We start from the raw sequence: 25,945 nt of genomic DNA, 5'->3' as shown, positions 1-25,945 counted from the left end.
TTTTTCAAGGGTTCTGAGCCCCGTCCTCAAGCCGGAGATTGTCGATCAGGAACCGGCGCAGGCTGTTGATGAAGGTATGGGTGGCATGGCTGATGTAGCGGTCGGCCCGGTAGATCAGTCTGAGGTTGCGGCAGGGGGCGGTATTCAGGATCGGAATGGAGCAAAGTCCGCTGTTCTCCATGCCCTCAAGCAGTCCGCGCGGTTGTATGGTGCCGCCAATCCCGGCCTTGACCAGCTGAAGCAGCGAGGTGGCTGATCCGGTCTCCATGATCGGCTCCAGTCCGAAGCCTGCCTCCCGGCAGGTATTCTCCACCAGCTCTCTGCCGATGTAGGTGCGCGGGTACATTACAAGCTGGATCTGCTCAAGTGATGACAGCTCAATGTGGCTCATGGCGGCATAAGGATGATCCTCGCGGACAATCAGATGATAAGGCTCCCAGCCCAGGTCCACTTGAGTCAGCATGGAATCACGCGGACCCGGAAGGCAGATGCCGATGTCCAGCTTGTTCTCCAGCACCTCCTGCTGAATAAGCGTTGAAGCGAAGACCTGGAGCCGGATATTCGGAAAATCGGAATGAAATTTAACCAGCATCGGAGTTAGGCGGTAGTCCAGGTCAGAGGGCAGCACCCCAAGCCGGATCATGCCGCGGTTGTCGGAGCGCAGCTCATTAATCGCTGCCTTGGCATTCTGCTCATTCTGAATCATCCGGGCTGCGTAGTCCTTTAGGAGGGCCCCCGCTTCGGTAAGAGCGATTTTTTTGCCGATCCGGTCGAACAGGGGCATGCCTATTTCACCTTCCAGTACTTTAATCTGCTGGCTTAGTGTCGGTTGGCTGATGCCCAGCCTCTCAGCAGCACGTGTGAAATGCAGTTCTTCGCAGACGGCCATGAAATAGTGCAGGTGGCGGGTTTCCATGAAATTCACTTCTTTCAGGATAAGATCATAGTCAATTGCTATTATAATAATACAAACAATAGTATTGATCAATATATGACATCGCCGTATACTCAGGCTAAATACAAAATACTGATATGGAGTGATGGAAATGCCTTTCTTACTATTATTCGTTGCCTTGCTGGCAGCCTCATTAAATATGCGTCCGGTAATCACTTCGGTCTCACCGCTGCTGGGTAACATTCAGAGTGATCTGGGGATGAACAGCCTGCAGGCCAGTCTGATGACAACACTGCCAGTCCTGTGTATGGGGATATTCGCACCCCTTGCCGTGAGCATCAGCCGGCGCTTCGGTCTGGAGCGCACGATCTTCGGAGCTATGGTGCTGATCGGGGCGGCGACAGCCGCACGCGGGTTCCTGTCTTCATCCGCCGGTCTCATTCTGACGGCGCTGGCAGCAGGCGTAGGGATCGGAATTGCCGGACCGCTGCTGTCCGGCTTCATTAAGCGTTATTTTCCCGGCCGCTCGGCTATGGTCAGTGTGTATTCCGCCTCAATGGTGATGGGTGCTTCACTCGCAGCCGGGCTGGCTGTTCCGGTCTATACCTGGCTGGACAATTCCTGGCAGCTGTCCCTGGCGGTATGGGCATTCTTGTCGCTCGCCGCTCTCCCTGTCTGGTGGAGGATTGCCGCGCGGTCCAAGCCGCTGAAGGAGCAGACTGCACATGCCCGGCTGCCCTTGGCTAACGGCAGAGCCTGGCTGCTGACCATATTCTTCGGTCTTATGGCGAGCATCTTCTATTCGCTGACGGCCTGGCTGGCGCCGGTGGCAGCATCCATGGGGTATAGCAAGCATGAAGCGGGCAATCTGCTCACACTGTTCACCTTGATACAGATTCCGGTAAGTATCCTCGTGCCCATCCTTGTGGCCAGATTCCAGCGGCGCACGTTATGGCTTGTGCTGTGCAGTCTGTTCGAGCTAAGCGGACTGCTGCTCCTTCTGGGCTCAGCCTCACCGCTGCTGAGCGCAGTGCTGCTCGGCATTGGCGCTGGCGGATTATTCCCGCTGGCTCTAATGCTGCCGCTCTTAATGACGGAGCGGGCGGAAGAGGCCAGTTCCTGGTCGTCGCTTAATCAGGGGGGCGGGTATTTTCTCGGAGCTTTGGGACCGCTCGCGGTTGGCCGTATCTACGATGCCTCGGGTTCATTCCAGCCCGCGCTGATAGGCATGGCTGTGATCACTGTACTTATGATCGCGGTACAACTGATGATAGGCAGAAGCTCCCGCGAGGGCAACGCTCTAAGGAAGAGTACGGCTTCGAGCTGAATGCCGACGGCCTGAAGTTCCAGAAAGCCAAGTAACTGTCCACCGGAAGCTGAGTGTTAAAGAACAGAAAATGAAACGTTAACGCACTTCTTGAGATATGTAGGGGAGTGCGTTATTTGTTATAATGGGAACGGGTGACCAGAGTACAAGTCAGGTGAAGAGGAGGACATGAATATGAATATGAATATGAATGTGGATGTAGATAGGGTGGAAGAGCCGGCCGTTCAGCTTATCGGCATGCTGGGCCAGCCGTATGACCCCAAGAGGGTCCAAGCCGTGCTTAAGCCCTATGGCGTTAAGCGAATGCCTGCGCCGAAGAGCTATTTCAACGACACCATGATCCCGTGCGCAAAAGCATCTCTGAGGATGGATCTCTACCGTATACCCAAAATCAATGAGCTGACCGGACTACAGTATACGAAGCCCGATGAATGGATCATCGGCGCTATTCACTTCCTTCCCCCTGGTTCGGGCAAGCAGAACGAAGTGCCTTATCCCGTCATTTTACCTGAGGACATTACGATGAACTCTTCGCCTGAGGAAGCGATCGCGGCCTATGGCCATCCGCAGCTGGACGAAGAATGTGAATGGCCCGGATTTTCCGGCCGCATTATCGCCTGGCGGGGCGAGGGAATAAACATCGCATTAGAATACGAGTATAGCAGAGAAGGTAGAGTGCTACGAACCTATATCGCCTGCCTAATCGGCTGCATCGGCGCTTGGCGGAGCGATAACCCGGAGGTTTTTGCACCATGAGCAGGGGAGGGCTGATTCTGGTAGGACAAGCTTTCGTTAGAATCGCGGAGAGCTGCCGGAGAGCTGCCCTCCCTGCAACCGACACACTAGAGAACATAGCAGTTGGATAAAGAGCACTTGTTTCGGCCAAACCGCTCCCTTTTCAAGAAGCAGTTGGAAAAAAGGCACTTAGTTCCACGTATTCTATGAAATCCGCTGAATCTGGACAAATTAAGTGTAGTTTATCCAACTGCTACCCCCAAGTACGTCATGGACGCTCGATTAGTTGTACTTTTTCCACTAGATTCCCTCCTCATTCTCTCACCGCACGATGAACTTAACCTTCCATTCCTCCTGCAATTCATCCCGTTGAGCATACTTGCTAATTTGTATTTACAAATTATGGAATACATGCTATCTTTGCTATGAAAGCGCAACCATGATCTGATAGGTTAACCAAGGTTTTACCATTTTGTTCATGGGGAGGAAGGAAGAAAATGAAGAAATGGCTCAAAAGAACAGGAACCATGCTGCTCGCTTGCACACTGCTGCTTGGAGGCTTGACGGCACCGCCGCGTACCGCCCACGCTGACCCTGCACTGATCACCATCGAAAGCGAGGATGCCCAGCTCACCCCGGATCTGCAAGTGACGACCCAGATTTACGGAACGCCGAAGCCCGGCTATTCGGGAAGCGGTTTTGTCTGGATGCAGAACTCGGGTACGCTAACCTACACTGTAACTGTCCCGGCAACCGGCATGTATACGATCTCGACCCGTTATATGCAGGAGCTGAGCCCGGATGGCAGACAGCAGGCATTAATCGTTAACGGTGCTGCGAAGGGTTCGTACATGCTGCCCTACACCACTACGTGGAAGGATTTCAACTTCGGCTATCACAAGCTGAATCAAGGCAGCAATACCATTCAGGTCAAAGCAGGCTGGGGATTCGCTTATTTCGACGCCTTAACGGTGGATCATGCGAACCTGGACCCCCTGATTGTGCAGCCCGTTCTCTCTGACGCTCAGGCCACGCCCGAAACGCAGCTCCTGATGAATTATTTGACGGAGGTGTACGGGAAGCACATGCTCTCGGGCCAGCAGGAGATCTACGGCGGAGGGAATGACGGCAACTCCGAGCTGGAATTCGACTGGATTCACAACCTGACCGGCAAATATCCGGCAGTCCGCGGGTTCGACCTCATGAACTATAATCCGCTGTATGGCTGGGAGGACGGCACTACCGCCCGCATGATCGACTGGGTGAATAACAAGGGCGGGATTGCGACCAATAGCTGGCATCTTACCGTTCCCCGTAACTTCACCGCCTATCAGCTTGGGGAGTTTGTCGATTGGAAGGAAGCCACCTACAAGCCGACCGAGACCAATTTCAATACCGCTAATGCTGTGATTCCAGGGACCAAAGAGTACCAATACTTGCAACTGGCCATTCAGGATCTGGCAGAGCAACTGCAGATTCTGCAGGACAACAATGTTCCCGTAATCTTCCGTCCTTACCATGAGGCAGAAGGCAACGGCGGGTTGAACGGGGAAGGCGCGTGGTTCTGGTGGGCTTCGGCAGGTGCGGAGGTGTACAAGCAGCTCTGGGATCAGCTCTATACCGAGCTTACGGAGACCTACGGCCTGCACAATCTGATCTGGACCTATAACAGTTATGTGTACAGCACTTCTCCGGCCTGGTATCCAGGGGATGATCAGGTGGATATTGTCGGCTACGATAAATACAACACCATCTACAACCGCTATGACGGACTGTCCGGCGTGCCGAATGAGGACGCGATTAGCTCGACCTTTTATCAGCTGGTGGATCTGACTGGCGGCAAGAAGATGGTAGCCATGACCGAGAACGACACCGTTCCCAGTGTGCAGAATCTGACCGATGAAAAAGCAGGCTGGCTCTACTTCCTCCCATGGTACGGTGAGCATCTGATGAGTACGGCCTTCAATTATCCGGCTACGCTGACCACCCTGTACCAGAGTGATTATGTCATTACGCTGGACGAGCTGCCTGATCTGAACGGGAACCAGCCGAATCCAAGTGCGGTGATCTCACCCGTAAATGCTGATTTTGACTTAGGAGATAATCCTGCCCAGGACATTACCGTAGCCCTTACCCTGAACGGGCATCAGCTGACAGGCCTGAAGAATGGGACTTACACGCTTCAGTCCGGCCAGGATTATACGGCAACCGGCACTGCTGTGGTCTTATCACAGGCGTATCTTGCCACGCTGGCGCCCGGCCAGCAGAAGATCACTTTTCAATTCAGCGGAGGGAGCAATGCGGTTCTCACTATTAATGTTACAGACAGTAACATCCCTGCGCCGTCAGGAGAGCTGACCATCCAGGCCTACAACGGCAGCACCGGTGCCTCGACCAACGGAATCGCTCCCAAATTCAAAGTAATCAACACCGGGAATGAACCGGTTCAGCTCAGCGATGTGAAGCTCCGGTATTACTACACGATTGACGGCGAGCAGCAGCAGAGCTTCTGGACCGACTGGGCCAGCATCGGAAATGCCAACGTTACCGGGACCTTCGTGAAGCTGGACACCCCGGCTGCCGGTGCCGATTATGCTCTGGAGATTGGCTTCACCAGCGCTGCGGGCACCCTGAACCCCGGCCAGAGCGCCGAGATCCAGACCCGCTTCGCTAAGGTCAACTGGTCGGGCTACAATCAGGCCAACGATTACTCCTTCCGCGCCGCCGGTACCCAGTTCGCCGATCACGAGCAGGTTACTGGGTATGTGAACGGGCAGCTGGTGTGGGGGATGGAGCCTTAAGCACCCTCCAACGCAGTTGTTGACCCATTCTCCGCTAATTAATGAAATGATGTAATTTGGCGGGGAATACATTTTACCGGAGGTGTTATTCTGAAAAGAAGGTATGGGTCAACAATAATACTGCTGGCGTTAAACGTACTTTGTATTTTTGTGGTCGATATTACTACTATTAAATATAGACTTGGAAAAGGGACATCAGGCAACGGGAATCCCGGAATAGTAGTTCTGATCCTGAGTCTGATATTGCTTGCGATTTTCCTCATACACCTGGTTTTGAAATCTATTGACTATCTAAGAAACCTGCCCAGGAAATTCTCAACAATAGTTATTCCATTTCTTTCGCTTGTCACTTTAGTGCTCATGATATTTGGTGAACTAAACAAAATCAGTGCATTAAAACAAAACTTAAACGGCTTCACAAATGATAAAGATTCCGTAGTCTTTCGTTTCTGCTGGGTTAATCAGTATACCAATACTCTGTTTTATAATGGATACATTTTGATTTTCGGGATTTCCATAGCGCTGCTTGTGTCTTGCCTGATCGTTAGAATTCAATCTAAGGAACGGAGGTTCTAATATGTTAGCCAAAATCAAAAAATACGGAGTCTACAGCCTAGCATTAGTATTACTAGCTTCCACCTTGCTCGGCAGCACGGGTTCCCGCGCATCTGCGGCAGAGGCGTCAGCCGCGCTGACCTCGGACTTCAGATCGTTGCAGGCTTCGCAGATTGTCAGCGAGATGGGTGCGGGATGGAATCTGGGCAACTCGCTCGAAGCTTCGGTGAACGGGATTCCCAGCGAGACTGCCTGGAATAACCCAACCATTACGCCGCAGTTGATTCAAAAAGTCAAGGCAGCAGGCTTCAAAACGATCCGCATCCCCGTCTCCTACCTGAATTATATCGGGAGCGCCCCCGGCTATACGATTAACTCAGCATGGCTGGACCGTGTGAAAGCAGTCGTGGATTACGCCTACAATGAAGGCCTGTATGTCGTCATTAATATTCACGGGGACGGCTTCAATTCCGTTCAAGGCAGCTGGCTTTTGGTGAACAGCGGCAACCAGACGGCCATTAAGCAGAAGTACCAGAAGGTGTGGCAGCAGATCGCGAATAAGTTCGCTAATTATGGGGAGCGGCTGATTTTGGAATCGATGAACGAGGTGTTTGACGGCAACTACAACAATCCGAATCTGGCTTACTATGCCAACTTGAACGCCTATAATCAGATCTTCGTGGATACGGTCAGACAGACAGGCGGCAACAATAGTGCCAGATGGCTGCTGATTCCGGGCTGGAATACGAATATCGACTACACGGCGGGCAATTACGGCTTCGTACTTCCTACCGACAATTACAGATCATCTACTATACCCAGCTCGGAAAAAAGAATCATGATCTCCGCCCACTACTATTCCCCTTGGGATTTTGCCGGTGAGGAATCAGGGAATATCACGCAGTGGGGAGCGTCAGCGACGAACCCTGCCAAGAAATCCACCTGGGGACAGGAGGATTACCTGAACTCGCAGCTCCAATCCATGTACAATAAATTCACGACTCAGGGCTATCCGGTGGTGATCGGAGAATTCGGTTCCATTGACAAATCATCCTACGATTCAAGCAATAATATCTACCGCGCCGCCTATGCCAAAGCCGTAACCGCAACCGCCAAGAAGTACAAGGCCGTGCCCGTCTATTGGGACAATGGCTATAACGGCCAGCACGGCTTCGCCCTGTTCAACCGTTATAACAACACTGTCACCCAGCAAGGCATTATCAATGCCATTATGCAAGGGATGCAATAAGCTGTTCAGCGTGAAGCGGCGGATAACATGATCTGCAAAAAGATGAAGGAGGCTCCTGTGGCGATCACGGGAGCTTTTTGTGCTGAAGAAGAAGATAAGTCTTGAAGATCTTACCCTCTGTGCGGCGCGTAACAGGCTCATTCTTGTGGTAATAATGTCTGTTATGTTATCTTTGCTTTTGAAGATTGTAACTTACATAGTCATTCAAGAAGAGGAGAAGAGAGGAAGTCATGGATCATTCAACCTACACCCCGCAACAAGCCAAAAAGGAATTCAAGCCGAAAGACGCTGTTCTGGTCTTCCTCGCTTTCGCCCTGATCAGTGCTGCCGTTATCTTTGCCCTTGTCATCTACGATGTCCTGACCCTGCAGGACCTGTTATCTTTTGATAATCCGCTGCAATTGGCGCTGTACGTTGTCCTTCCATTCATCAGTCTGATGTTGTTCGGTATCATCCTGACCCTGCTTACGCCTGCCAGCTACATTGACGAGACGAACAAGAGCTATCAGAACTATTCGCTCGCTGCGATTGTATGCTTTACATTGGCAGGGGCTTTATTTGAGGAGCTTCTGTTCCGGGGAATTATACAAAATGTATTGAATCTCTACCTTCCCCAGCCCTGGCTCGCCATCGGAATCACCACGGTGCTGTTTGTGGGAATGCATGTCCAGTACTACAGCAAGCCGCTAATGCTGCTGAACATCACCATCCCAAGTCTGGTCTTCGGCTGGATCTATGTGCAGACGCATAATTTGCTGGTCCCGATCCTTGTCCATTTTCTGATGAATCTGGGGATTACGCTGCTGTTCAAATATAAGGTGATTCAGATGAGAGGGGAGAAGGGATAACAGAATGGAGGTCAAAGTACTAGTGAAGTCCATCCGAGCAGCTGGAAATAAGGTGCAGATGTGGATTCCCTATCTGTCCGGGCAGAGATTAGCGCCAGCTTCGTGGACAAGGATTACTCCAAACTAAGAGACATCATCGAAGAAGAATTCATCTGGTTCATTGCCGAGGACCGGTATGATAAGCTGTGGCTCTATGAGGGGAAGACGGCGACGATTCTCCAGGTGATCCCTGAGTTATGCCGCCTCAATGAATATTACCTGATCTCCAAAAAGCTTCATTGGCTACTCTGCGAAGATCACCATGACATGCTCCACCTGAGCGGCCAGCCGATCATTGATCGATGGATGAGATATGAAAGCTCTAACCCTTAGGGGATAGAGCTTTCTTCATGCAGATTACACATTCCCCATTCCACCAGTCATGGCATTTATCCAAGATTTTTCGATATGATGATTTTCCCCCGTTTGGTTGACTCTTCGCTTTGGCGATATGCCTTGAGCAGGCCTTGAGCAGTAAAGGGGTAAGCCTCATTGATATGGATAGTCAATTTATTCTCTGTCATCTGACGAACGATGGATTCAAAATCGCTACGGTTAGGTCTTGCCTGGAAGAAATAGGCGTTAATGCCGCGGACCTTCGGTTGTTGATTAAGCGCGAAGGCCACCACTGAAATGTAGGTGCCGCCATCCTTGATGACCGAGTAGTTTTTCTTCCCGATGTCTCCCGGTAACCCTGTCCCGAAAGTGGATGGGTCCATAGCGGAATCCACAACAATATCAACAGGCTCTGTGATTTGGGTGGCGAAGTCGGCTTTCGTATAATCGATCACCTCGTCTGCACCAAGTCCTTTGACGAAATTATGATTATAGTCCCTCGCGGTTGCGATAACATATGCTCCATGTTGCTTAGCCAACTGGACCGCCACATGTCCCACTCCTCCGGCACCAGCTTGAATAAGGATGCGTTGTCCCGGTTGAAGCTGGCCATGCTCAAACAACGCTTGCCAAGCGGTCAGAGCAACCGTAGGCGCGGCGCCAGCCTCTTCGAAGGAGAGACTATCAGGAATTACGGCCAATAGATCTTCCTCTACGGCAACATAGTCCATGTAGGAACCCCTCTGAACCATACCCATAACACGATCCCCGGGCTTGAAATGCCGCACTTTATTGCCAACCTCTTTAACGATGCCGGCTACTTCATTACCAAGAACAAGCGGCAATTGAAATTGATCCGGAAATTTATCAGCCATCGGACTCTGAAGAATTGCGCCGCTGCGAAACAGATGATCTGCGGGATTGATGGATGAGGTGTGCATTTCGACGAGAACCTGTGTGTCGGTGAGTGCGGGAACGGGTACTTCCAGTCCTTCTAGCGCTTCGGGAATTCCAAAGCTTGTCAAAGCAATAGCTTTCATGATGATCCTCCTCGTAAATTGAACACTAATTGTTTAAGCAACACCTGTTTGATAAGATGATAATATTACGTGCTGGAGAGTTCAACCGGCAGAGTTAGAGGAACGTTGCATAGGCAACACATTGTAATCATTGATGTTTAAGAAGGAGATATAGAAGTGGTAAATCAGGAAGATCCTAGAGTATTGCGTACAAGACAGTTAATTAGAACCGCGTTCAGAGATTTGTTGCAGAAAAAAGGATTTGATGCAATCACCATCAAAGATATCGCTCAGGAAGCCACCATTAACCGTGCCACCTTTTATGCTCATTTTGAAGATAAATATGCTTTGCTGGACGAAGTTACAGAAATGGCGTTTTATGAGAGGATTCCTGAGCTAGTGGTGAATGCACAGGAGTTCACGGACGATATATGTGATCAGTTGATCATAATGACGCATCAATATATCACGGATTTTTATCGGATCTGCAGAATAGATTCCCATCCAATGGCTAAGCTGGTCGATGACAAAATAAAGAAAATGCTGCAGCAAACCATAGAAAGCATTTTTCTGAAAAGCGATACCCGCCATGGGGTGGACAGGCATCATATCAAAATCATGGCGGCCATGACAGGTTCAGCCATCTATGGCGCTGCGCATTATTGGTTAAATGCCGGGGAACAGAATCAAACCGATGTGCTTGTAGATATCGTTCGTCCTTATGTAATGAATGGGATGGGAATGTATTGAATAAATTTGAAAATTGAAACTGATTAGAAAAGAGGCAACCCTATGGACGACATAAGGCACGCGCAAGCTCTAATAACATGGTACCGGGACCCGAGCAGCTTTTCGAGAGATGAATGGATACGCGATATCGTTGTGCACTATGGAGAGATCATAGACAGGGTCATGCATAGGGATACCTGGACCGTATTGTTCAGGATCATCAGTCAAGTGGAGGGCACCTGGGATACGTATGCGGATGTGGCCTTTTTTGCTGACGCCGCACCTTGGCATTTGTGGGTACCAGGTTACAGCTTCAATCTGTGGGCAGGAAAGGACGTTGCCACCGTTCACATTCTATGATGCCATTTTCATATACTTTACTCATACTTGTTCCACAGAATTCCCGCAATCGCCTGCTAAGATGAAGATACTTTCAAGGAAGAGGTGATTGAAATGATCAAATGGACAAGAAGAGTAAAGTAGTGAGTGTAGTGGGCGGCTCAACGAGCGCATTCGCAGCAACGGCCCCTGTTGTAAAATCAGTGAAAGAGGTGAAGGTGACTGCACCAGCGGTGAAATCTGCCACCCCAGCCAAGGTAACTCCTGTGAAAGGTTCCACTCCTGCCAAAGCAGTAACCTCTATGAAGAGTACAGCAACAACTAAGAGTCCGGTCAAGGCTACAACACCAACCAAGCACAAAGCAGCAGTAAAGACAGTAGCCGCACATGCCAAACACAAAACGGTAATCAAAGCTGTGACACCTTCCAAATCGGCCGGCAAGATCACCGTAACACCCAAAAAGAAATAATGCATCCATTGCAGTCTTCCACAGCCACATACTTATAAACACAGAAGGCGGGGCTCATGAAGAGTCCCGCTTTTGATCTATACATTTAACTAACTCTGACCTCCGTCTACGGCGTGTCCAAAAATGGCTTCAGACAAATCGTTGTTCTCTATGAACTGTAAAATAAGCTTCGAACTGGTGGCAAAGGACCGGGGTTCACCAAGGATGGTGGAGGAGATTACGCCTACTATTTTATCGCTCGAATCTATGACTGCACTGCCGCTATTTCCGGGCCAGGTCTGCACATTGAATTCCATGGAGTGCGTGTACACATCGGGTGTTGATGCATTTTTCGATTTGCGGATAACGGCCACATCATCGGCGGTGAATGTTCCGTAGAGTGGTGTCCAGGTGTACCTCTTGGTAGTCACAGTGTCTAAATTTCCTGTTGGCTTGGTAGGGTGCCCGATAACGGTCACCTTTTCGTTGGCTGTTGGCACAAGATTGAACTCCTTGAAATAGCTGTCTTGATAGGTCTTGGGGATTTTTGTAGCGTCAATCTTCAGCAGGGAGAGGTCTTCCTTCACATCTGTAGCTACTAGTGAGCCAAGCAGATACCCGTCCGATTTTTGCGCATAAAAGGTAATTTGGAAGCGTAATTTCTTCCCATTATAGCTGGCGGGGGCCACGTGATTATTAGTGACAATGTATCCGCCGGGTAACATAAAGCCTGCACCAATGCCTATCTTTGTCTTGGTTCCTTGACTGGACAGTACATACTTTTCTATCATCACGACGCGTGTCAGATTTTTGTAATTACGATACGCTTTGTCTTGCTGCTCCTTGGATAATGCCGGGTTACTGTTATAAGGACTAACCGTAATGCCGGATTTGGTGACAGTCATGGATGTAATGGACACCTTGCTGACGGCAAAAGCAGCAGCTATATGCATGCCCAATGTTAGAACCGCAACAGCCAGTATGCTTGAGAGGAATCTGCTAACCCACCGAGTCATAATCACTCCCCCTTTAGTTTTATACTATTGAGGAGTGAGACATGTTGTGACGGTCAGTATGCGGATATCTAAGATTGCATACGAAAAAGACGAAACACGATTTTGACTCCAATCGCATTTCGTCTCTTAAGAAAAGGGGATAAATTATACTCTTCCAGCTTCCGTAGCAATAAATATTGATGGGATAACAATCATTAAATAGAGTCCTGTGGGGAAAAGATTGGGTAATAAAAGATTGTTCCACCTTAGAATACTAACCTTCTGGCATTTGCCAACCTGTTTCCTCATCCCAAACAGCATCCGTATCATCTAGATGCACATGCCAATCCCCACTAGAAATACTTCTTCTAATATTCGTCAAACAGGCCAACCAATAATACAGCGCATTCAATGTATCTTCAAAATCATTTGAAAGGGGCAGCTTTGTCGAACCTGCAAAGATCACCGTTGGTTCATCCTGATCATAGTCATAAACATAAAATGTTTCTCCAATATCCTTCAATTCAAAACCCGCATTGTATTTATCAATGATGGCCCTGATCTCCTGCTCCTCACTGCCCGTAAGGTTATGATTTCTCGTACAAGTGTAATAAACAGAAACTCCCATGCTTTATTTCTCCCCTTTTGTGCTGGTTAGTGATAACAATACATACCCACATTTTCACAGTCTAATCCTTTATTTTCATTCTATTATAGCACTTGCTCGTTTGGAGCTAAATGAACAAGTCGTTTGAGCTTTTCAGCAAAGTATTCGCGCCGGGTTCCAGTTATACTAAAAGGATAAGTGTTGAAACGTAAGCGCAGACTGGCATAACCGAAAGGATGATCAAGAATTGGAAACTAGAGCAATCGCAGGTACAAGTAGGGCGGGACGTCCATGACTATGAGATCAAGCAAAATGGTCAAGGTGCCTAATGAACTGGTAAAGTTTCCGAATAAAAAAGGGAGCTTGAAGCTGGAAGGGATGTCCGTTATCGAACTCTGCTTTTACACGCAAGGCATAAAAGGAACCTTTTTTTTGCAGGATCATCTTCTGCTAATCATCAAGTCGGGTGTCTATACAGTTCGCTTCGGTGATCAAGAATATACGATGCGGAGCAACGAAATGATGTTTATTCATAAATCAATGGGAGTCGAATACGAGAAAGCGGGTGAACCCGATTCCGATTACATCCTCGACTATATGATGTTTTTTCTGAACGAGAAGATAGTAGATGAATTCCTCAAATTCGCCGGTTTAAAACCGGTTTGTCCCGTGAATGAGGTTGTTCCGATAACAGTCTTTCCGATCAATGACCGCATTGGAAGCTATATCGAGTCGTTAAAACCCTATTTCGAGCACCCTAACGAAGTCAAAGATGGACTGGTTCGTGTGAAACTGATGGAATTGCTGTTTCACATAGCAGATTCGAATGATCGTTTGTTGCATCAAATGATCCAACCCATAAGCAAGGACAGTGGCAGCATCACAAAGATCATGGAGGAGAACTTCATGAATCCCGTTTCTCTTAACGACCTGGCCTATTTGTCCGGCAGAAGCCTGGCGACGTTCAAAAGAGATTTTCAAGCAATATACAACACCTCCCCGCTCAAATGGGTTCGCAATCGAAGGCTGGTTAAAGCCAAGGAACTGTTAGCGGAAACAGCGTTATCTGTTACGGATATCTGTTTTTCGACCGGATTCGAAAATATCACTCACTTTTCCAAAGTATTCAAGGAAAGATTCGGACTTCCACCGTCAGAGTTTAGACGGCAGCTAAGGTTGAAGAAGGATGACTATAGGGGCTTAAAAATGAGCTAAATAAACAAATAGAATGAGCTTGTAGGCAAAGAAATTTATTCGTCTCCCTGATATTCTTATCTCATGCGGTAAACGCAGCCGTATTAAAACAAGAATGTAAGGAGGCAATTTTATGAATAAATCTAAGATCGTATTAATTACAGGTGGAAACAAAGGTATCGGTTTTGAGACAGCAAGACAATTGGGAAATATGGGGTATGAGATTATAATAGGAGCAAGAAGCGAAAATAAAGGACATGAGGCCGTAACGTTATTGGAAAAGGAGAACATTAAAGCTAAAACAGTGGTTCTTGATGTCACGAACCCCAGCTCCGTTCTCTCCGCAGCAGAATGGATTGAGCAAGAGTATGGATTGCTTGATATCTTGATTAATAATGCAGGCGTGTTTTTCGAAGAAAACACCACTCCAAGTGAACTGGAATTGTCTGTTCTCAAGAGTACCTATGAGACAAACGTTTTCGGTGTGTTTTCTGTCACTAAAGCAATGCTTCCATTGCTCAGAAATTCTTCTGCCGGAAGAATCGTTAATCTTTCCAGCGCATTAGGTTCCTTAACCTTGAATTCAGACTCAACGTCGGAATTTTATAAGGCGAATTCACTCGCCTACAATAGTTCTAAAACGGCTGTAAATGCTTTAACCGTTTCCTTTGCTAAAGAATTAAGCGATTCTCCTATTAAAATCAACTCCGTTTGCCCTGGATTTACAGCTACCGATCTAAATGGTAATAGTGGCTATCGTTCAGTCGAACAAGCAGCTTCCGTTGTAGTGGAGCTTGCCACAATAGCTAGTGATGGTCCAACTGGCGGCTTTTTTGATGAGCATGGAGTTGTGGCTTGGTAAAAAGGGGCGTTGTTGTAAATCACATACAATACGGTGAACCTTGACGCAGGGGTAAGGTTTTTTTACCGAATAGGTACTGCTAAAACAACATGTAACAATCGATTTACTTTAAGGTGTTTCGTGATGCATCCGCTATCCTCTAATAAATCAATGAGCTTGGGGAGTAGAATAGAATCCTCATCACCTTCATGCGCTGTGTCTCCTTCCCCGTCAATCATCAAATCCGCGATGCAGATCCTTCCGTGAGGTTTTAATACCCTGCGCATCTCCTGAATAGCGAGCAGCATTTGGCCGCTCGTCAGATGATGCAGGGCAAAGCTTGAAACAATAAAATCAAATTTCCCGTCAAGGTACGGAAGTGCCAGGAAATTACCAAGCTTGGTTTCCATCTCTGGAAATTTGAGCTGGCACTTCTTTAACATTTCGTTGGACTGATCCACTCCAGCCATCACCGCGCCTTCATGGATCAGTCGGCCGGCTAAATTTCCCGTACCCGTTCCAATGTCCAATCCCCGTTCCCCACGGATTGCCGAGACCCATTGAACGACGAGCCGCAGCGCCTCATCATAGTCCCCATATTTCCGTGTGTCCTCTTGAACCAACTGATCGTGAATGCCGGCTAAGCGGTCATACCCCCACTTATCCTTCCATGTCCGTTGTTCTCTCAGTCTTCTCGAACCCTCCGCCAGAATGTAAATGTCGTCAAGCGGAAGGGTATGGTCATTCTTGAGGGTTTCAATCATTTGGTCTGTTGTCTCGATAATCTGCTGCATTTCGACCCACTTGGTGAACATGACGGATCGCTGGAGTTCCAATAAATATCGTAATTGACTGTTTCCTTTGGCTTCAATATCCAATAGTGCAGTCCGAATCTCACTAACCGGCATTCCTGATTCCCTGAGTGCAATGATCGTCTGCAAGCGCCAAATATCTTCTTCGTCAAACCTCCGGTACTGATTGTCAGCTTGTTTGGAAGGAGCAATGAGACCTTTGGCTTCGTAAAACCGAATCGCGCGCTGCGATATTTTCAGCATATCAGCGACTTCTTTTATTTTCATGTGCTAGACCCCTTTATGTTCTTGACCCTCACTTAACGTCAAGGTTTAGTATAAACCCTAGAAAAGGAGGCTGTCACGATGAAGACGTTAATCAAAGGCGCGACCATCTTAACCATGGGAAACGAGGAACCCTATATCGGGGATATTCTCATCGACGGGGACCGCATAGCGGACATTCAGTCCATTATATCTACTGGGGCAGATGTGATCATTCATGGCGGGGGTATGGCTGCAATGCCCGGGCTGATCAACGCCCACCAACACTCGTCTATGAGCTTATTGCGGGGATTTTCCGACGATTTGAAGCTTATGGATTGGTTGAACCAGAAAATGCTCCCTGCTGAAGCACGCATGACTCCAGAGGATATTTATTGGGGAGCAAAGCTCGCGATGGCGGAAATGATTAAATCGGGTACGACAACCTTCGCCGACATGTACATTCACATGAATGAAATCGCGGCAGCGGTAGAAGAGGCCGGTATGCGGGCTTCTTTAACACGGGGGCTCACCTTCCTCGAAAATGACGGAGGGCGGCGAATGTCCGAGGCGCTTGATCTCGTTCGTCACTGGAGCGGTGCAGCGGAAGGCAGAATCACGACCATGCTAGGTCCGCATTCCCCTTACACTGTTCCTCCGCAGCCATTTAGAGAGCTTATCGAATTAGCGGAGCAGGAGGACATACCGTTACATACTCATTTAGCCGAAACGAAAGAGGAAGTCATTCAGATTCGGGAAAAGTATAATCAGACCCCAACCGAATATTTGTATCACCTCGGTCTGTTTGAACAGGCGCATGTGCTCCTCGCACATAGCGTGCATCTAAATCGCCGTGATATCGGTTATCTGAAGAGTATGCGGGGCGGAGTGTCCCATAATCCAGTAAGCAATCTCAAGCTTGGCTGCGGCATAGCGCCGATCAAGGATATGGCTGACCAAGGGATTACAATTGGTTTAGGCACGGATGGGGCGGGCAGCGCCACCACGTTAGACATGTTCGAGGAGATCCGGGCAGCAACATGGCTGCAAAAGTTGGATTACGGGGACCCCACGAAGCTTCCCGCAGTGGATGCTCTTCGCATGGCGACGGCTGGAAGTGCGCAGTTGCTCCGCATCGCCCATGAGGTGGGCACGCTCGAAATCGGGAAGAAGGCAGATATCATCTTGATTGATATGAGAAAACCCCACTTGCAGCCGATACACAACCTCCATTCACTGCTCGCATACAGCGCCAACGGTGCGGACGTGGACACCACCATCGTTAACGGAAAAGTGTTAATGCAAGGCCGTCAACTGCTCACTATTGATGAAGACGAGTTATTGGAGCAAGTGTCGCTGCGCTCTAAACGTATCGTTGAAGGCATCTAAATCCTTTATAGATTGCTAATGATTTTTATATTCGGGATGGACTGTAACTACAGAGAATATTTGGGCTTCCAGCCGCTGTTGTCCTCAGATATCTCTGTTTACCGCTCCGACAGTTTCAAAATTCCACTCCATCACTTTTCCCTGTCTTTATTTAAAAAAGTTCAATTTATATAGGTAATAGCTTCTTTTCATGAAGGTCTATTCCCTAAAAATAAAAACAAGTTCATGTGCTTCTTAGCATGAACTTGTTTAGATTGCAGATTATTCTTTTTTTGTAGGATAACGCTTAGTGCTATCAGTCTGCCCCAAGATATAATCGATGCTAACATTATGGAAAGTAGCCAGCGTAATCAATACGGCGCTAGGAACATCCAAATTCCCATTCTCGTATCGGGAATAAGTTGCTTGTGTAATTTTTAAAAGTTCAGCCATTTGTTGTTGTGTCAGATCTTTGTCTTCGCGTAAGCCGCGGATTCTTTCGTACATTGCTCATCACCCAAGCCAAGTTTACGTTATGCGTAAGTTGCATATTGTTATTTATGCGATTTTCGCATAAAAATTATGCATGACTGAGTTTTAGAGTACGAACGTGTTGGTGGGGAGAGGCTATTCATATGAGTTCGCTTCTGTTCCAGTTTAATCATATGCAGGAGGATAACGTGTAGGGGTGGTGGTCTGTCCTAGAATATAGTCAACACTAACATTATGGAAATTAGCTAGCTTAATCAGAACGGCGCTAGGAAGGTCCAAGTTCCCATTCTCATAGCGAGAATAGGTAGTTTGTGTAATATGTAATAACTCAGCCATTTGTTGCTGTGTTAGATCTTTATCTTCACGTAAGTCACGGATCTTTAAATACAATGATCATCACCCAAGCTAAGTGTACTTTATGCGAAAATTGCATATTGTATTTTATGCGGTTTTCGCATAAAATTAATTCATAGTAGGGAGAAAGTCCACAGAAGGAGGTCTGATGATCATTATTTTGGAGGATTTTTATTATGGGAGTTTGCGTCCCAATGAGCGGATGAAGCCAAACGATCCAGAATCGAGAAGGATTAATCAGCGGATTATTGATTCATTACAGATGCTTAAAGAGAGGCTACACCAAGAGGATTTTGATCAGGTCGAGGAATTGCTGGAGCTACATAGTGAATCCTGCTCGCTGCATTCGGCATTATCTTTTATTCAAGGCTACAAAATAGGTGCATTAATGATGATTGAGGTTTTTGGTGGGGAGAGGGAGTCTAATCACAAAGACATAAATTAGCAGTGAACGAACCGGGGCGTAGGGGAGCTTCGGTTTTTTTATTGGAAAATATCAAGATAAGATAATGTTTGGCAATTAGTTAAATTACATGATTATCTTATTATAAGGACCATAGCCGAAGAAGCCGCCATGCTGCTCACGCTGGAGGCCAGCCGGCGAGACGAGAAGCTCACCGTGGAAGGGGAGAGCCTGCAAGACCTCATCGTTTCCATTTCCAAATAACAATTCTCCAGCTTGCTCACCAGGATATGACATTCATGCTCTGCTTTATACAACAGCAGAGCATGATCAGGTAGATTCACTTCAGGGTCCCGAAGATGCGAAGCATTGGATTAGAGTTTAACCCTTAAGAGAAACACTTTTTTTGAATAGTGCAAAATGGTTGAGGGGGCTGTAAATCGTCAAATTTCTCATTTTGGTTTATTCTTGTTCTTTAAGATATATCTTGAACAATTATTCTCTTCTGTGGGATTTCCAAGTCTAAAAACCTAGTTTTTTTATTCCAATTAAGTCATTATACCTAATTTTTTTGTGACTTCTCCTTTCGACAGCATAAAGCGACAGTAAACGACAGGTCAATGACTTTATAATGTATTTATTAATTCGCAAAATTACTATAACGTTCAGATTTAATGGAGCTATTTCAGGAAAATTCAAATCAATAAAGGGAGGTATTATTTTGGCTACTGATCAACTCGCTACATATTCTAAAACCGTATATTTAAAACAAAAAGTAGATTCATTAGTTAGTTTAAGGCATCATACAATTAACATTATTGAGCCGATAGTTTCAGATATTACTAACAATAAATTCCCCTCTGAAGATGCTCTTAATAATGCACTTAAAGCACTTTCCGATCTTTCAATTAAGCAAAAAGATTTAATAGATTATTTATCGATTAGCGAAGAACAACTAGTCACTTTACAAGATATTGATGCAATGATAAAAGAAATTGAACTTAACGAACAAATCTTTGAAACAGTTGAAAACATGAAACAAAGTATCTCTAAATTCATTAAATTACATTGTGTTAATGAAGACTTTATTGAAGAGATCAAGCAACAACAAGCAACAGCAAAAGAGTTGCTTGAAAGTTATTCATCAAATGAAATGCTTATCGAATTAGGAGGGAAATATGATTTGGCCATAAAGATTGCCTTCAAACTAATCATTCCTGAAGCTAATCATTATAGTCGAATAACAAAAGAAATTGGATTTGCTACGAGCTATGCATTGAGAAAAGGTTTATTTAATATTCCAGATGTAAATGATTTAGTTGCCGCTTCAGCTGAGACTACTCCAGCTATTGACTCATTCAGTAGCGTTTCAAGTGAACCTAACACACTTGTTTTGCCTAATAATAGTCACGTCCACCTTAATGATGATCTTCTCTCAACAGGCGAATATAAAATATCATACTCCGGAAAAAAATTGCAAAGATTTTCAGTAAGCAAATTTGAACAGGATTTAAAGCGTATTTCTTCCCGTCGGCGTCCTTCTTCATTTCTTTTAACCTACATAAATAACTTTGGAGTATTAGGGGAAGAGGAGTTGCCTCTATTCATTTCAGACAATTCTTCATCTTCAGAAGATAAACTCAATTTCTTTCGAATGATACTTCAAGGATTATGCCAGAAAGGATATCTAATTTCTTGTACAGTGAGTTTAGAAAATGATAAATTTGTTTTTTATACTCTTAGTCCTATTGGTATTGAAGCTTTTCAAAGAGAAACTAGTCGTAAACAGCTACTATTATATTCATCACTCAAACCTATTTATCGACAAGCCGGGGAAGAGGCTTGGAGTTTAGAAGGTTGCGAAAGTCCATTTTTAATGGCACGTCAGCTAAGTATGATAAATCAAGCGCAGGGACTATTAGAAAAAGCCTTAAAAACAAGCTTTATTCTAGATGGTTGGAAAACTCTCATCCCTATGCCACATAGAGATCTTGAGTTCAGAAAGTTAGGAATTCGTATAGTACTTATAGCACCATTCTCCAATTATAAAGGTTCAAATAATGAATTAAATTTAATTGAACAGATCATTCAAATAAAAACAGATTGTGTGCCGATTATTTGGACGTCCTCTCGAATAGATGGATGCAATTGGAGCCAAGCTTTATCAGTGAATAGCAGTTCAATATATTTCCTCACAAATGAAGATAATATACTTTTTTTGGGTGATAAAGAGGGTTTGGATTGCTTCTCTTTAATTTTTGATCAAATAAACTTAATCGCGGAGAAAAGAACTGAGGAAGCGGAAAGTGCTGATGTCATCGATAATACCATCTCGGTTACAAGAAAAGTTTCTAGTATTACAGAACTAGAGGAAACAAATCATTTCGTTAAAGACAGTGAAATTAATGCCACATTAGATAATATTGGAAAATTTGAAATTGTTAATTTAATTGGACAAGAAGAAGATATCCTAAATGAAGACATTAATTTGTCTAAAAACGAGGAACCACTAGCTGAAATTATGCCATATATTGAGAAATTCCAATTACAATCAGTTATTGAAAAAGCCTTACTTATGGTTGCCGAGAACAAATTTGCAGAAGCCATGATTTTGCTTCATTCTATAGCTAACTTTTCGCTTGAAGCAAAAACATTGAAAGAAAAGATATCTTTTATTCTAGAGGATCCTTTATGCAAATATGAAGATTTATTCACATTAAGTGACACCCCAATTAATCTTTCTGTGAAAAATGTGGATTCGGTCAATGATTATTTGAACATTGCAATGTGGCTACGTATCTTTTTCAATCCTGATAATCCTAATGATCATCGCTTAAAATCACGTTGGGGACAAATCAATAGTGATTATTCCAGTCCTGTTTTACAAAACTGTCCTGCTCTAAAACAGCTAATTAGCCATTTTTGGTTGTTCCTTGAGCGTCATCAAACTGGGTTCAAATTCTGTACTTCAGGAACTGCACGTGTTCAAATGGAACTAACTAATAAACTTAATCAAACTAATCAACAACTCATAGAGGCACTAAGTATCTTTAATACTCGTAACATCAAGGCCAAGATTGGTCATAGAAAAGCTCATCAGTTGGTTTTGGAGTTATATGGAAATAATGGGTTAATGACGGAGAAAGTGCGACAAGCCCCATCGATGCCTTTGGATGAATTAAGAGGTTTTTGTCAAAAATTCACATCTATAGATTTGCTATCTATTACCCCTCATCTAAATACTAATCCCGATGATAAAAAACTAGAAGATTTCATTGATACATATTGGGACACGATGGATTTCAAATCTAATTTCGGTAAAAATGTTTCCTTTTTAGGGAAGGAGCGTGATCATCAACGTAGTTGGCTTCGTGAGGCTGTTACACCATTGATAAATTGCTATATTTACCGATTTAACGCGGAAAAGCAAGGTATGATGGATTTAGTTAGTCCAGAGGCTGTCAAGAAATACCGTAACAAAGCAAGTGAACTTATGTTGGAAGTTTTACAGCAACTTTCTCAATACAAGCAGGATGATATTAGAGATCCAGGTTATTCATTTCTTTGTGCAGTACTTAAACAACTTCAAGATTCTTTGAATGAAGATATTGAACAGAAATCATATTTTTACGAAAGTTTGCTTCTCACGGGGGAAATTGAACTTGATAATCAATACTTACCAATACTAGATAATTGGATGTATGAGTTACCCCACATTGCAGGCTTTCGTTTATGGGAAAGAGCAATTCGCCATTGTAATGACCACAACTATACATGGCAAGATGCGGCGTTAAACGCACTTCGTGATTATGATATGGGTAGATATGACTTAATTATCAGTCGGTTTAGTCAGGAAATTTCTATTGATGAATCATCAGTAATTAACACACGTAAAAAAGCACCGTCCCAGATAACACGCTACAAAGAGGAATTTATGACCAGTGTAGAAATTGCACAGAACTATGGGCAAATTTCTAGCAAGGGAATTATGGACAATTACTTCCGTCTTGCCATTGCAGCGGAACAACATGCTGAAAAGATGAGTAATTGTGGTTTTTATAACAGACTTCTTGATGCGTGCAACAAACAAATAAAACAGGATTCTAAGGAACGAATGGAAGCGACACAAGCTAGGCTGGAGGAACTTAAGTACAATATTCTTCAAGCCGCAGAAAAAGATTCGGAAAACATAGATAAAGAAGTAATATTTAAGAATTGGCCTATTCTTGATAAAATTGATCAAATGCTTGAAAAACGTAATATGACGGTTGCAGAAGACTATATCCAATTAGCGAATAATGGATATGGACAACAAGATATACCGTCAATTCAAAATTATGCTTCTGATCCATTTAACCTTTTCTATGAACGCTACCAAAGTCTATATACTGCTTGTAATACAAACAAGAGTATTGATTTAAATCGTATTTATGAAAAAGAAATTAAGTCAAACTTTTTTGCAAATCAACGTAACCGTAATACAGTAAATGCTGATGAATTTATTCGTTTATGGTCGAAACTCTCTAATGCTGAAAATATTCAATCTATTATAAAACACTTGTCATTCCATGAAATCAAAAAAGTTACGTCAGGAAAAAATAAAGAACTTTATATTTTTCCTGAAGCAATTGATGGTACCCTTGGTCAGTACAGTCATCCTTTTGCTGCTTTTGGAACACAAGCATTTCAAAAAGGTTTACGAGTTATTCATATGGCTGGAACTAGGTCAGCTGAGAATATATTAGACGAAATGATACAGTATGGAGCTAGTGGAGCAGCTTCGACAATAGTCTTGTTAGATTATGCACTGCCGCTTGCAGAACGAACGCTTCTTGCAAAATCTATTAAACTTAGAGGAATTCCTGAAATTATCGTGGTTGTTGATCGAGTAATGGCACTTTTTCTTGCTGGATATAATCAACTAGAACGTGGCAATATAATGTTGCAAATTGCACTTCCTTTTAGCAACGTTCAACCCTATATTCCCAATGGAATTATTCCTCCTGAAATGTTTATTGGGCGAACAGATGAACTTAATAGAATTCGAAACTTAACAGGACCTGTGTTGGTATATGGTGGTAGGCAACTTGGGAAAACAGCATTGCTCCGTCAAGCTAAAAACCTTGATCATCATCCTGAAAAAGGAAGCTATGCTGTTTTTATTGATCTCAAACAGGATAATTGCCATACCGCTCCCAAAAAGATCAGTGAAGAACTTGTTTTTTCTAACATTTTAGATCAGGAATACTCAACATGGGAGGAATTAAAAACAGCTCTCAAAATCCGTCTTAGTAGCAAAGAAAAGCCGATTTATAAGCTGTTATTATTACTAGATGAAGCTGATAGATTCCTTTCAAGTTGTGAACAGGACAATAATAGGCCACTGGAGATCCTTAAGGAACTTAAAGATTCTTTTAATGATCAATTTAAATTTGTGTTAGCTGGACTTCGCGATGTTGTTCGTTTTAATAAGCGTCGCTTAAGCGGTAATAGTGTTCTAGCACACATGGGGCATATCACAATACGTCCTCTTGCATATACTGATGCCTGTGATCTGTTGCAAAAACCTTTGCAATATTTAGGTTTTCGTATTGATGAAACCGATGATTACATGATAAGCCTGATTTTGGCTAAAACTAATTACTACCCTGGACTAATTCATTTCTACTGTCAAAAACTGATTGAAGCTACCGTAGACAGTTACAGAAATGGAAGTTACAATGAAAATTCTACTCCCCCATATTTACTTGATGAGAAGCATCTGAAAACACTTTTAGGTCAATCTGAATTTTTAGAAATGATTGAAGATAGGTTCCGCATTACTCTACAATTGGATAAAGACGATCTTTATGATATATTGGCAAATGCTATGGCATATTACTATTACTCTGAAGGTATAGGTAAAGCTGCCTCTGTAAAGGACATTATGAATGTTTGCAAAGATTTTGAAATTAAGAAAATTTGCCGTATGACTGAAGAAAATCTGAAAGCTCTTCTTGAAGAAATGGATGAACTTAATATTCTTAGACAAGAGCAAATGGGCTCAGAAAAATATATATTTAATCGGTATAGCTTCTTTCAAATGTTAGGGAGTTTCGAAAATGTATGGGAACAATTGGAAAAATATGCCGAACAAGGAGTGCAATAATGTTAAATGAGGAAGCTCTTTGGTGGGGTCAAGTATCAGGGCCATCTAGATACTTGCAGGATGCTTTTGAAGCTGTTTCAAACGGTGGAGTAACTATCCTCGAAGAGACAACATACATGGATCAATTCTTCTCTGCACTTAAAGACAAATTGCTTTATAAAAATAGCAAATTGCAAATTATCAACTGCAATTCCATTGAATTTTCTCATTTGGAAGACATTGGGGGGTATCTACTTCAAAAATATGCACCCGATCAAAATTATCATCCTATGGAAGGCCCCCCTGCAAGGATTATTGCTAAAAATAATTTATTAAACGGCAGGGTTCTAATAGTTCGTCAAATAGAGAAGGATAAGCGCTGGGCTGATATTGCAACTGAATTCGCCAAATATTGCTCATTAAATAGCGGATCAATTTTATTTACTATTAGTGAAAAAACTCCACAAATAAACAAACAAAAAAAAATCTCAGTGCTTGAACTAAAAAAGTACATCACCGCCTATGATATGCAGTTATTTGCTTCTTACTGTATTTCAGACCGCTCTAATTTGTCGTTTATGATGAAAAATTATATTGCACAAATTGCATCAAACTTAGCTAATAGTAACCCTGAGCTTTGCAAGGAATTGGCTGTTGAAGAACTCGCAGACGATGTTTTTGGATTACTAAGCCGTCTTGCACAAAGTCGTCCACATGTTGCAGTTATTTCGGAAAGTAAATCACATGTAGAGCAAATTCTTTGGGAAGCACAAATCCAAACCGTTTTTCCCATAATTGAGCAAGAAAGACGTAAAATAATTGATTCTTATTATCAGGAATTTTTAAATATTCTTCCTGTTACAGATGAATTCGGGAGAAAGATTGACCTTCCTGAGGATTTGGAATTACGCCATATTCGATACTACTATCTTAAAATCAATGGTGGTTTCAGAAGTAAAGAAGACAATGATACTTTCAACCTTATTTATAAGAGCAGAAATGATCTGGCTCATCTAAATCTATTAAGCGGGCAAGTCATTAAGAGTATATGTGCATTAAAAAGTGACAAAATACTTCGGAAAGAGAAAAAATAAAATCATCTCTTCCAACCAGTAGCGGAATCTTTGTTTCACGAGAGTTACCTTTCATCTATATATCGTGGGATATATCTATCCTTTGATTGTCTAA

At 44.3% G+C, this 25,945-nt stretch carries 23 protein-coding genes; 15 read left to right on the top strand and 8 right to left on the bottom strand.

Annotation, left to right across the window (positions count from 1 at the left end; genetic code table 11):
* Window positions 1-4 precede the first annotated feature (4 nt).
* Entirely contained in the window at window positions 5-916 is a 912-nt protein-coding gene (locus MKY86_RS17960; RefSeq protein WP_076083340.1) for a LysR family transcriptional regulator, read from the bottom strand.
* 130 nt (window positions 917-1,046) lie between these two features.
* Here MKY86_RS17960 and MKY86_RS17955 point away from each other — a divergent pair, with 130 nt between their 5' ends.
* The 6 genes from MKY86_RS17955 (at window position 1,047) to MKY86_RS17930 (ending at window position 8,782) form a co-directional block, all read left to right on the top strand.
* Window positions 1,047-2,222 carry an MFS transporter gene (locus MKY86_RS17955; protein WP_076083276.1) on the top strand — a complete coding sequence of 392 codons (1,176 nt, stop codon included), beginning with the start codon at window positions 1,047-1,049 and terminating at the stop codon, window positions 2,220-2,222.
* A gap of 174 nt (window positions 2,223-2,396) precedes the next feature.
* The gene (locus MKY86_RS17950) at window positions 2,397-2,978 is read left to right on the top strand and encodes a hypothetical protein (RefSeq protein WP_340827300.1); all 582 of its coding nucleotides are present in this window, start codon (window positions 2,397-2,399) and stop codon (window positions 2,976-2,978) included.
* Between the two features lie 476 nt (window positions 2,979-3,454).
* Window positions 3,455-5,758 (top strand): glycosyl hydrolase, encoded by a 2,304-nt coding sequence (locus MKY86_RS17945; protein WP_076083279.1) that lies wholly within the window; start codon window positions 3,455-3,457, stop codon window positions 5,756-5,758.
* 577 nt (window positions 5,759-6,335) lie between these two features.
* Window positions 6,336-7,562: a glycoside hydrolase family 5 protein gene (locus MKY86_RS17940; RefSeq protein WP_076083285.1), complete on the top strand. Its 1,227-nt coding sequence runs from the start codon at window positions 6,336-6,338 to the stop codon at window positions 7,560-7,562.
* A 230-nt stretch (window positions 7,563-7,792) separates the two neighbouring features.
* Complete coding sequence (locus tag MKY86_RS17935; protein ID WP_076083289.1) at window positions 7,793-8,410, top strand: CPBP family intramembrane glutamic endopeptidase; 618 nt, start codon at window positions 7,793-7,795, stop codon at window positions 8,408-8,410.
* Between the two features lie 60 nt (window positions 8,411-8,470).
* Window positions 8,471-8,782, top strand: coding sequence for a DUF6756 family protein (locus tag MKY86_RS17930; protein ID WP_076083292.1), 312 nt, complete (start codon window positions 8,471-8,473; stop codon window positions 8,780-8,782).
* Between the two features lie 56 nt (window positions 8,783-8,838).
* Here the strand turns inward: MKY86_RS17930 and MKY86_RS17925 are convergent, their stop codons facing one another.
* Window positions 8,839-9,825 carry an NADP-dependent oxidoreductase gene (locus tag MKY86_RS17925; protein ID WP_076083295.1) on the bottom strand — a complete coding sequence of 329 codons (987 nt, stop codon included), beginning with the start codon at window positions 9,823-9,825 and terminating at the stop codon, window positions 8,839-8,841.
* A 156-nt stretch (window positions 9,826-9,981) separates the two neighbouring features.
* On the opposite strand from MKY86_RS17925, the gene MKY86_RS17920 reads away from it, so the two are divergent.
* The 3 genes from MKY86_RS17920 (at window position 9,982) to MKY86_RS17910 (ending at window position 11,342) form a co-directional block, all read left to right on the top strand.
* The gene (locus MKY86_RS17920) at window positions 9,982-10,554 is read left to right on the top strand and encodes a TetR/AcrR family transcriptional regulator (protein WP_076083298.1); all 573 of its coding nucleotides are present in this window, start codon (window positions 9,982-9,984) and stop codon (window positions 10,552-10,554) included.
* A 42-nt stretch (window positions 10,555-10,596) separates the two neighbouring features.
* Window positions 10,597-10,893, top strand: coding sequence for a hypothetical protein (locus MKY86_RS17915; protein WP_076083301.1), 297 nt, complete (start codon window positions 10,597-10,599; stop codon window positions 10,891-10,893).
* Between the two features lie 101 nt (window positions 10,894-10,994).
* Window positions 10,995-11,342, top strand: a complete 348-nt coding sequence (locus MKY86_RS17910; RefSeq protein ID WP_083685609.1) for a hypothetical protein — start codon at window positions 10,995-10,997, stop codon at window positions 11,340-11,342.
* An 89-nt stretch (window positions 11,343-11,431) separates the two neighbouring features.
* Here MKY86_RS17910 and MKY86_RS17905 read toward each other — a convergent pair whose 3' ends face one another.
* The gene (locus MKY86_RS17905; protein ID WP_076083307.1) at window positions 11,432-12,337 is read right to left on the bottom strand and encodes a S1 family peptidase; all 906 of its coding nucleotides are present in this window, start codon (window positions 12,335-12,337) and stop codon (window positions 11,432-11,434) included.
* A gap of 253 nt (window positions 12,338-12,590) precedes the next feature.
* The gene (locus MKY86_RS17900; protein ID WP_076083310.1) at window positions 12,591-12,944 is read right to left on the bottom strand and encodes a hypothetical protein; all 354 of its coding nucleotides are present in this window, start codon (window positions 12,942-12,944) and stop codon (window positions 12,591-12,593) included.
* 270 nt (window positions 12,945-13,214) lie between these two features.
* On the opposite strand from MKY86_RS17900, the gene MKY86_RS17895 reads away from it, so the two are divergent.
* On the top strand, window positions 13,215-14,138 hold the full coding sequence (locus MKY86_RS17895) for a helix-turn-helix domain-containing protein (protein WP_076083313.1): 924 nt from the start codon (window positions 13,215-13,217) through the stop codon (window positions 14,136-14,138).
* Window positions 14,139-14,250: 112 nt separating this feature from the next.
* Window positions 14,251-14,979 (top strand): SDR family oxidoreductase, encoded by a 729-nt coding sequence (locus MKY86_RS17890; protein ID WP_076083316.1) that lies wholly within the window; start codon window positions 14,251-14,253, stop codon window positions 14,977-14,979.
* Between the two features lie 62 nt (window positions 14,980-15,041).
* On the opposite strand, the gene MKY86_RS17885 is transcribed toward MKY86_RS17890, so the two are convergent.
* Window positions 15,042-16,037, bottom strand: coding sequence for a MerR family transcriptional regulator (locus MKY86_RS17885; RefSeq protein WP_076083319.1), 996 nt, complete (start codon window positions 16,035-16,037; stop codon window positions 15,042-15,044).
* A 78-nt stretch (window positions 16,038-16,115) separates the two neighbouring features.
* Between MKY86_RS17885 and MKY86_RS17880 the strand changes: the two genes are divergently transcribed.
* Window positions 16,116-17,402 (top strand): amidohydrolase, encoded by a 1,287-nt coding sequence (locus MKY86_RS17880; RefSeq protein ID WP_076083322.1) that lies wholly within the window; start codon window positions 16,116-16,118, stop codon window positions 17,400-17,402.
* A 261-nt stretch (window positions 17,403-17,663) separates the two neighbouring features.
* Here the strand turns inward: MKY86_RS17880 and MKY86_RS17875 are convergent, their stop codons facing one another.
* Both MKY86_RS17875 and MKY86_RS17870 read right to left on the bottom strand, forming a co-directional pair.
* Window positions 17,664-17,888, bottom strand: coding sequence for a helix-turn-helix domain-containing protein (locus MKY86_RS17875; RefSeq protein WP_076083325.1), 225 nt, complete (start codon window positions 17,886-17,888; stop codon window positions 17,664-17,666).
* A gap of 150 nt (window positions 17,889-18,038) precedes the next feature.
* Complete coding sequence (locus MKY86_RS17870; RefSeq protein ID WP_076083328.1) at window positions 18,039-18,263, bottom strand: helix-turn-helix domain-containing protein; 225 nt, start codon at window positions 18,261-18,263, stop codon at window positions 18,039-18,041.
* Window positions 18,264-18,375: 112 nt separating this feature from the next.
* Here MKY86_RS17870 and MKY86_RS17865 point away from each other — a divergent pair, with 112 nt between their 5' ends.
* Window positions 18,376-18,672: a DUF6809 family protein gene (locus MKY86_RS17865; protein WP_076083331.1), complete on the top strand. Its 297-nt coding sequence runs from the start codon at window positions 18,376-18,378 to the stop codon at window positions 18,670-18,672.
* 84 nt (window positions 18,673-18,756) lie between these two features.
* On the opposite strand, the gene MKY86_RS17860 is transcribed toward MKY86_RS17865, so the two are convergent.
* On the bottom strand, window positions 18,757-18,927 hold the full coding sequence (locus MKY86_RS17860) for a hypothetical protein (protein ID WP_340827297.1): 171 nt from the start codon (window positions 18,925-18,927) through the stop codon (window positions 18,757-18,759).
* Window positions 18,928-19,351: 424 nt separating this feature from the next.
* Here MKY86_RS17860 and MKY86_RS17855 point away from each other — a divergent pair, with 424 nt between their 5' ends.
* The gene (locus tag MKY86_RS17855) at window positions 19,352-24,778 is read left to right on the top strand and encodes an AAA family ATPase (RefSeq protein ID WP_340827296.1); all 5,427 of its coding nucleotides are present in this window, start codon (window positions 19,352-19,354) and stop codon (window positions 24,776-24,778) included.
* Window positions 24,778-25,851, top strand: a complete 1,074-nt coding sequence (locus MKY86_RS17850) for a hypothetical protein (protein ID WP_076083334.1) — start codon at window positions 24,778-24,780, stop codon at window positions 25,849-25,851. Before MKY86_RS17855 ends, MKY86_RS17850 begins: the two co-directional genes overlap by 1 nt.
* Window positions 25,852-25,945: the final 94 nt, after the last annotated feature.

Source organism: Paenibacillus sp. FSL R7-0333 (assembly GCF_038000365.1).
GTDB classification, from domain to species: domain Bacteria; phylum Bacillota; class Bacilli; order Paenibacillales; family Paenibacillaceae; genus Paenibacillus_AQ; species Paenibacillus_AQ silagei.
This window is presented reverse-complemented; position numbering and strand designations above follow the sequence as displayed.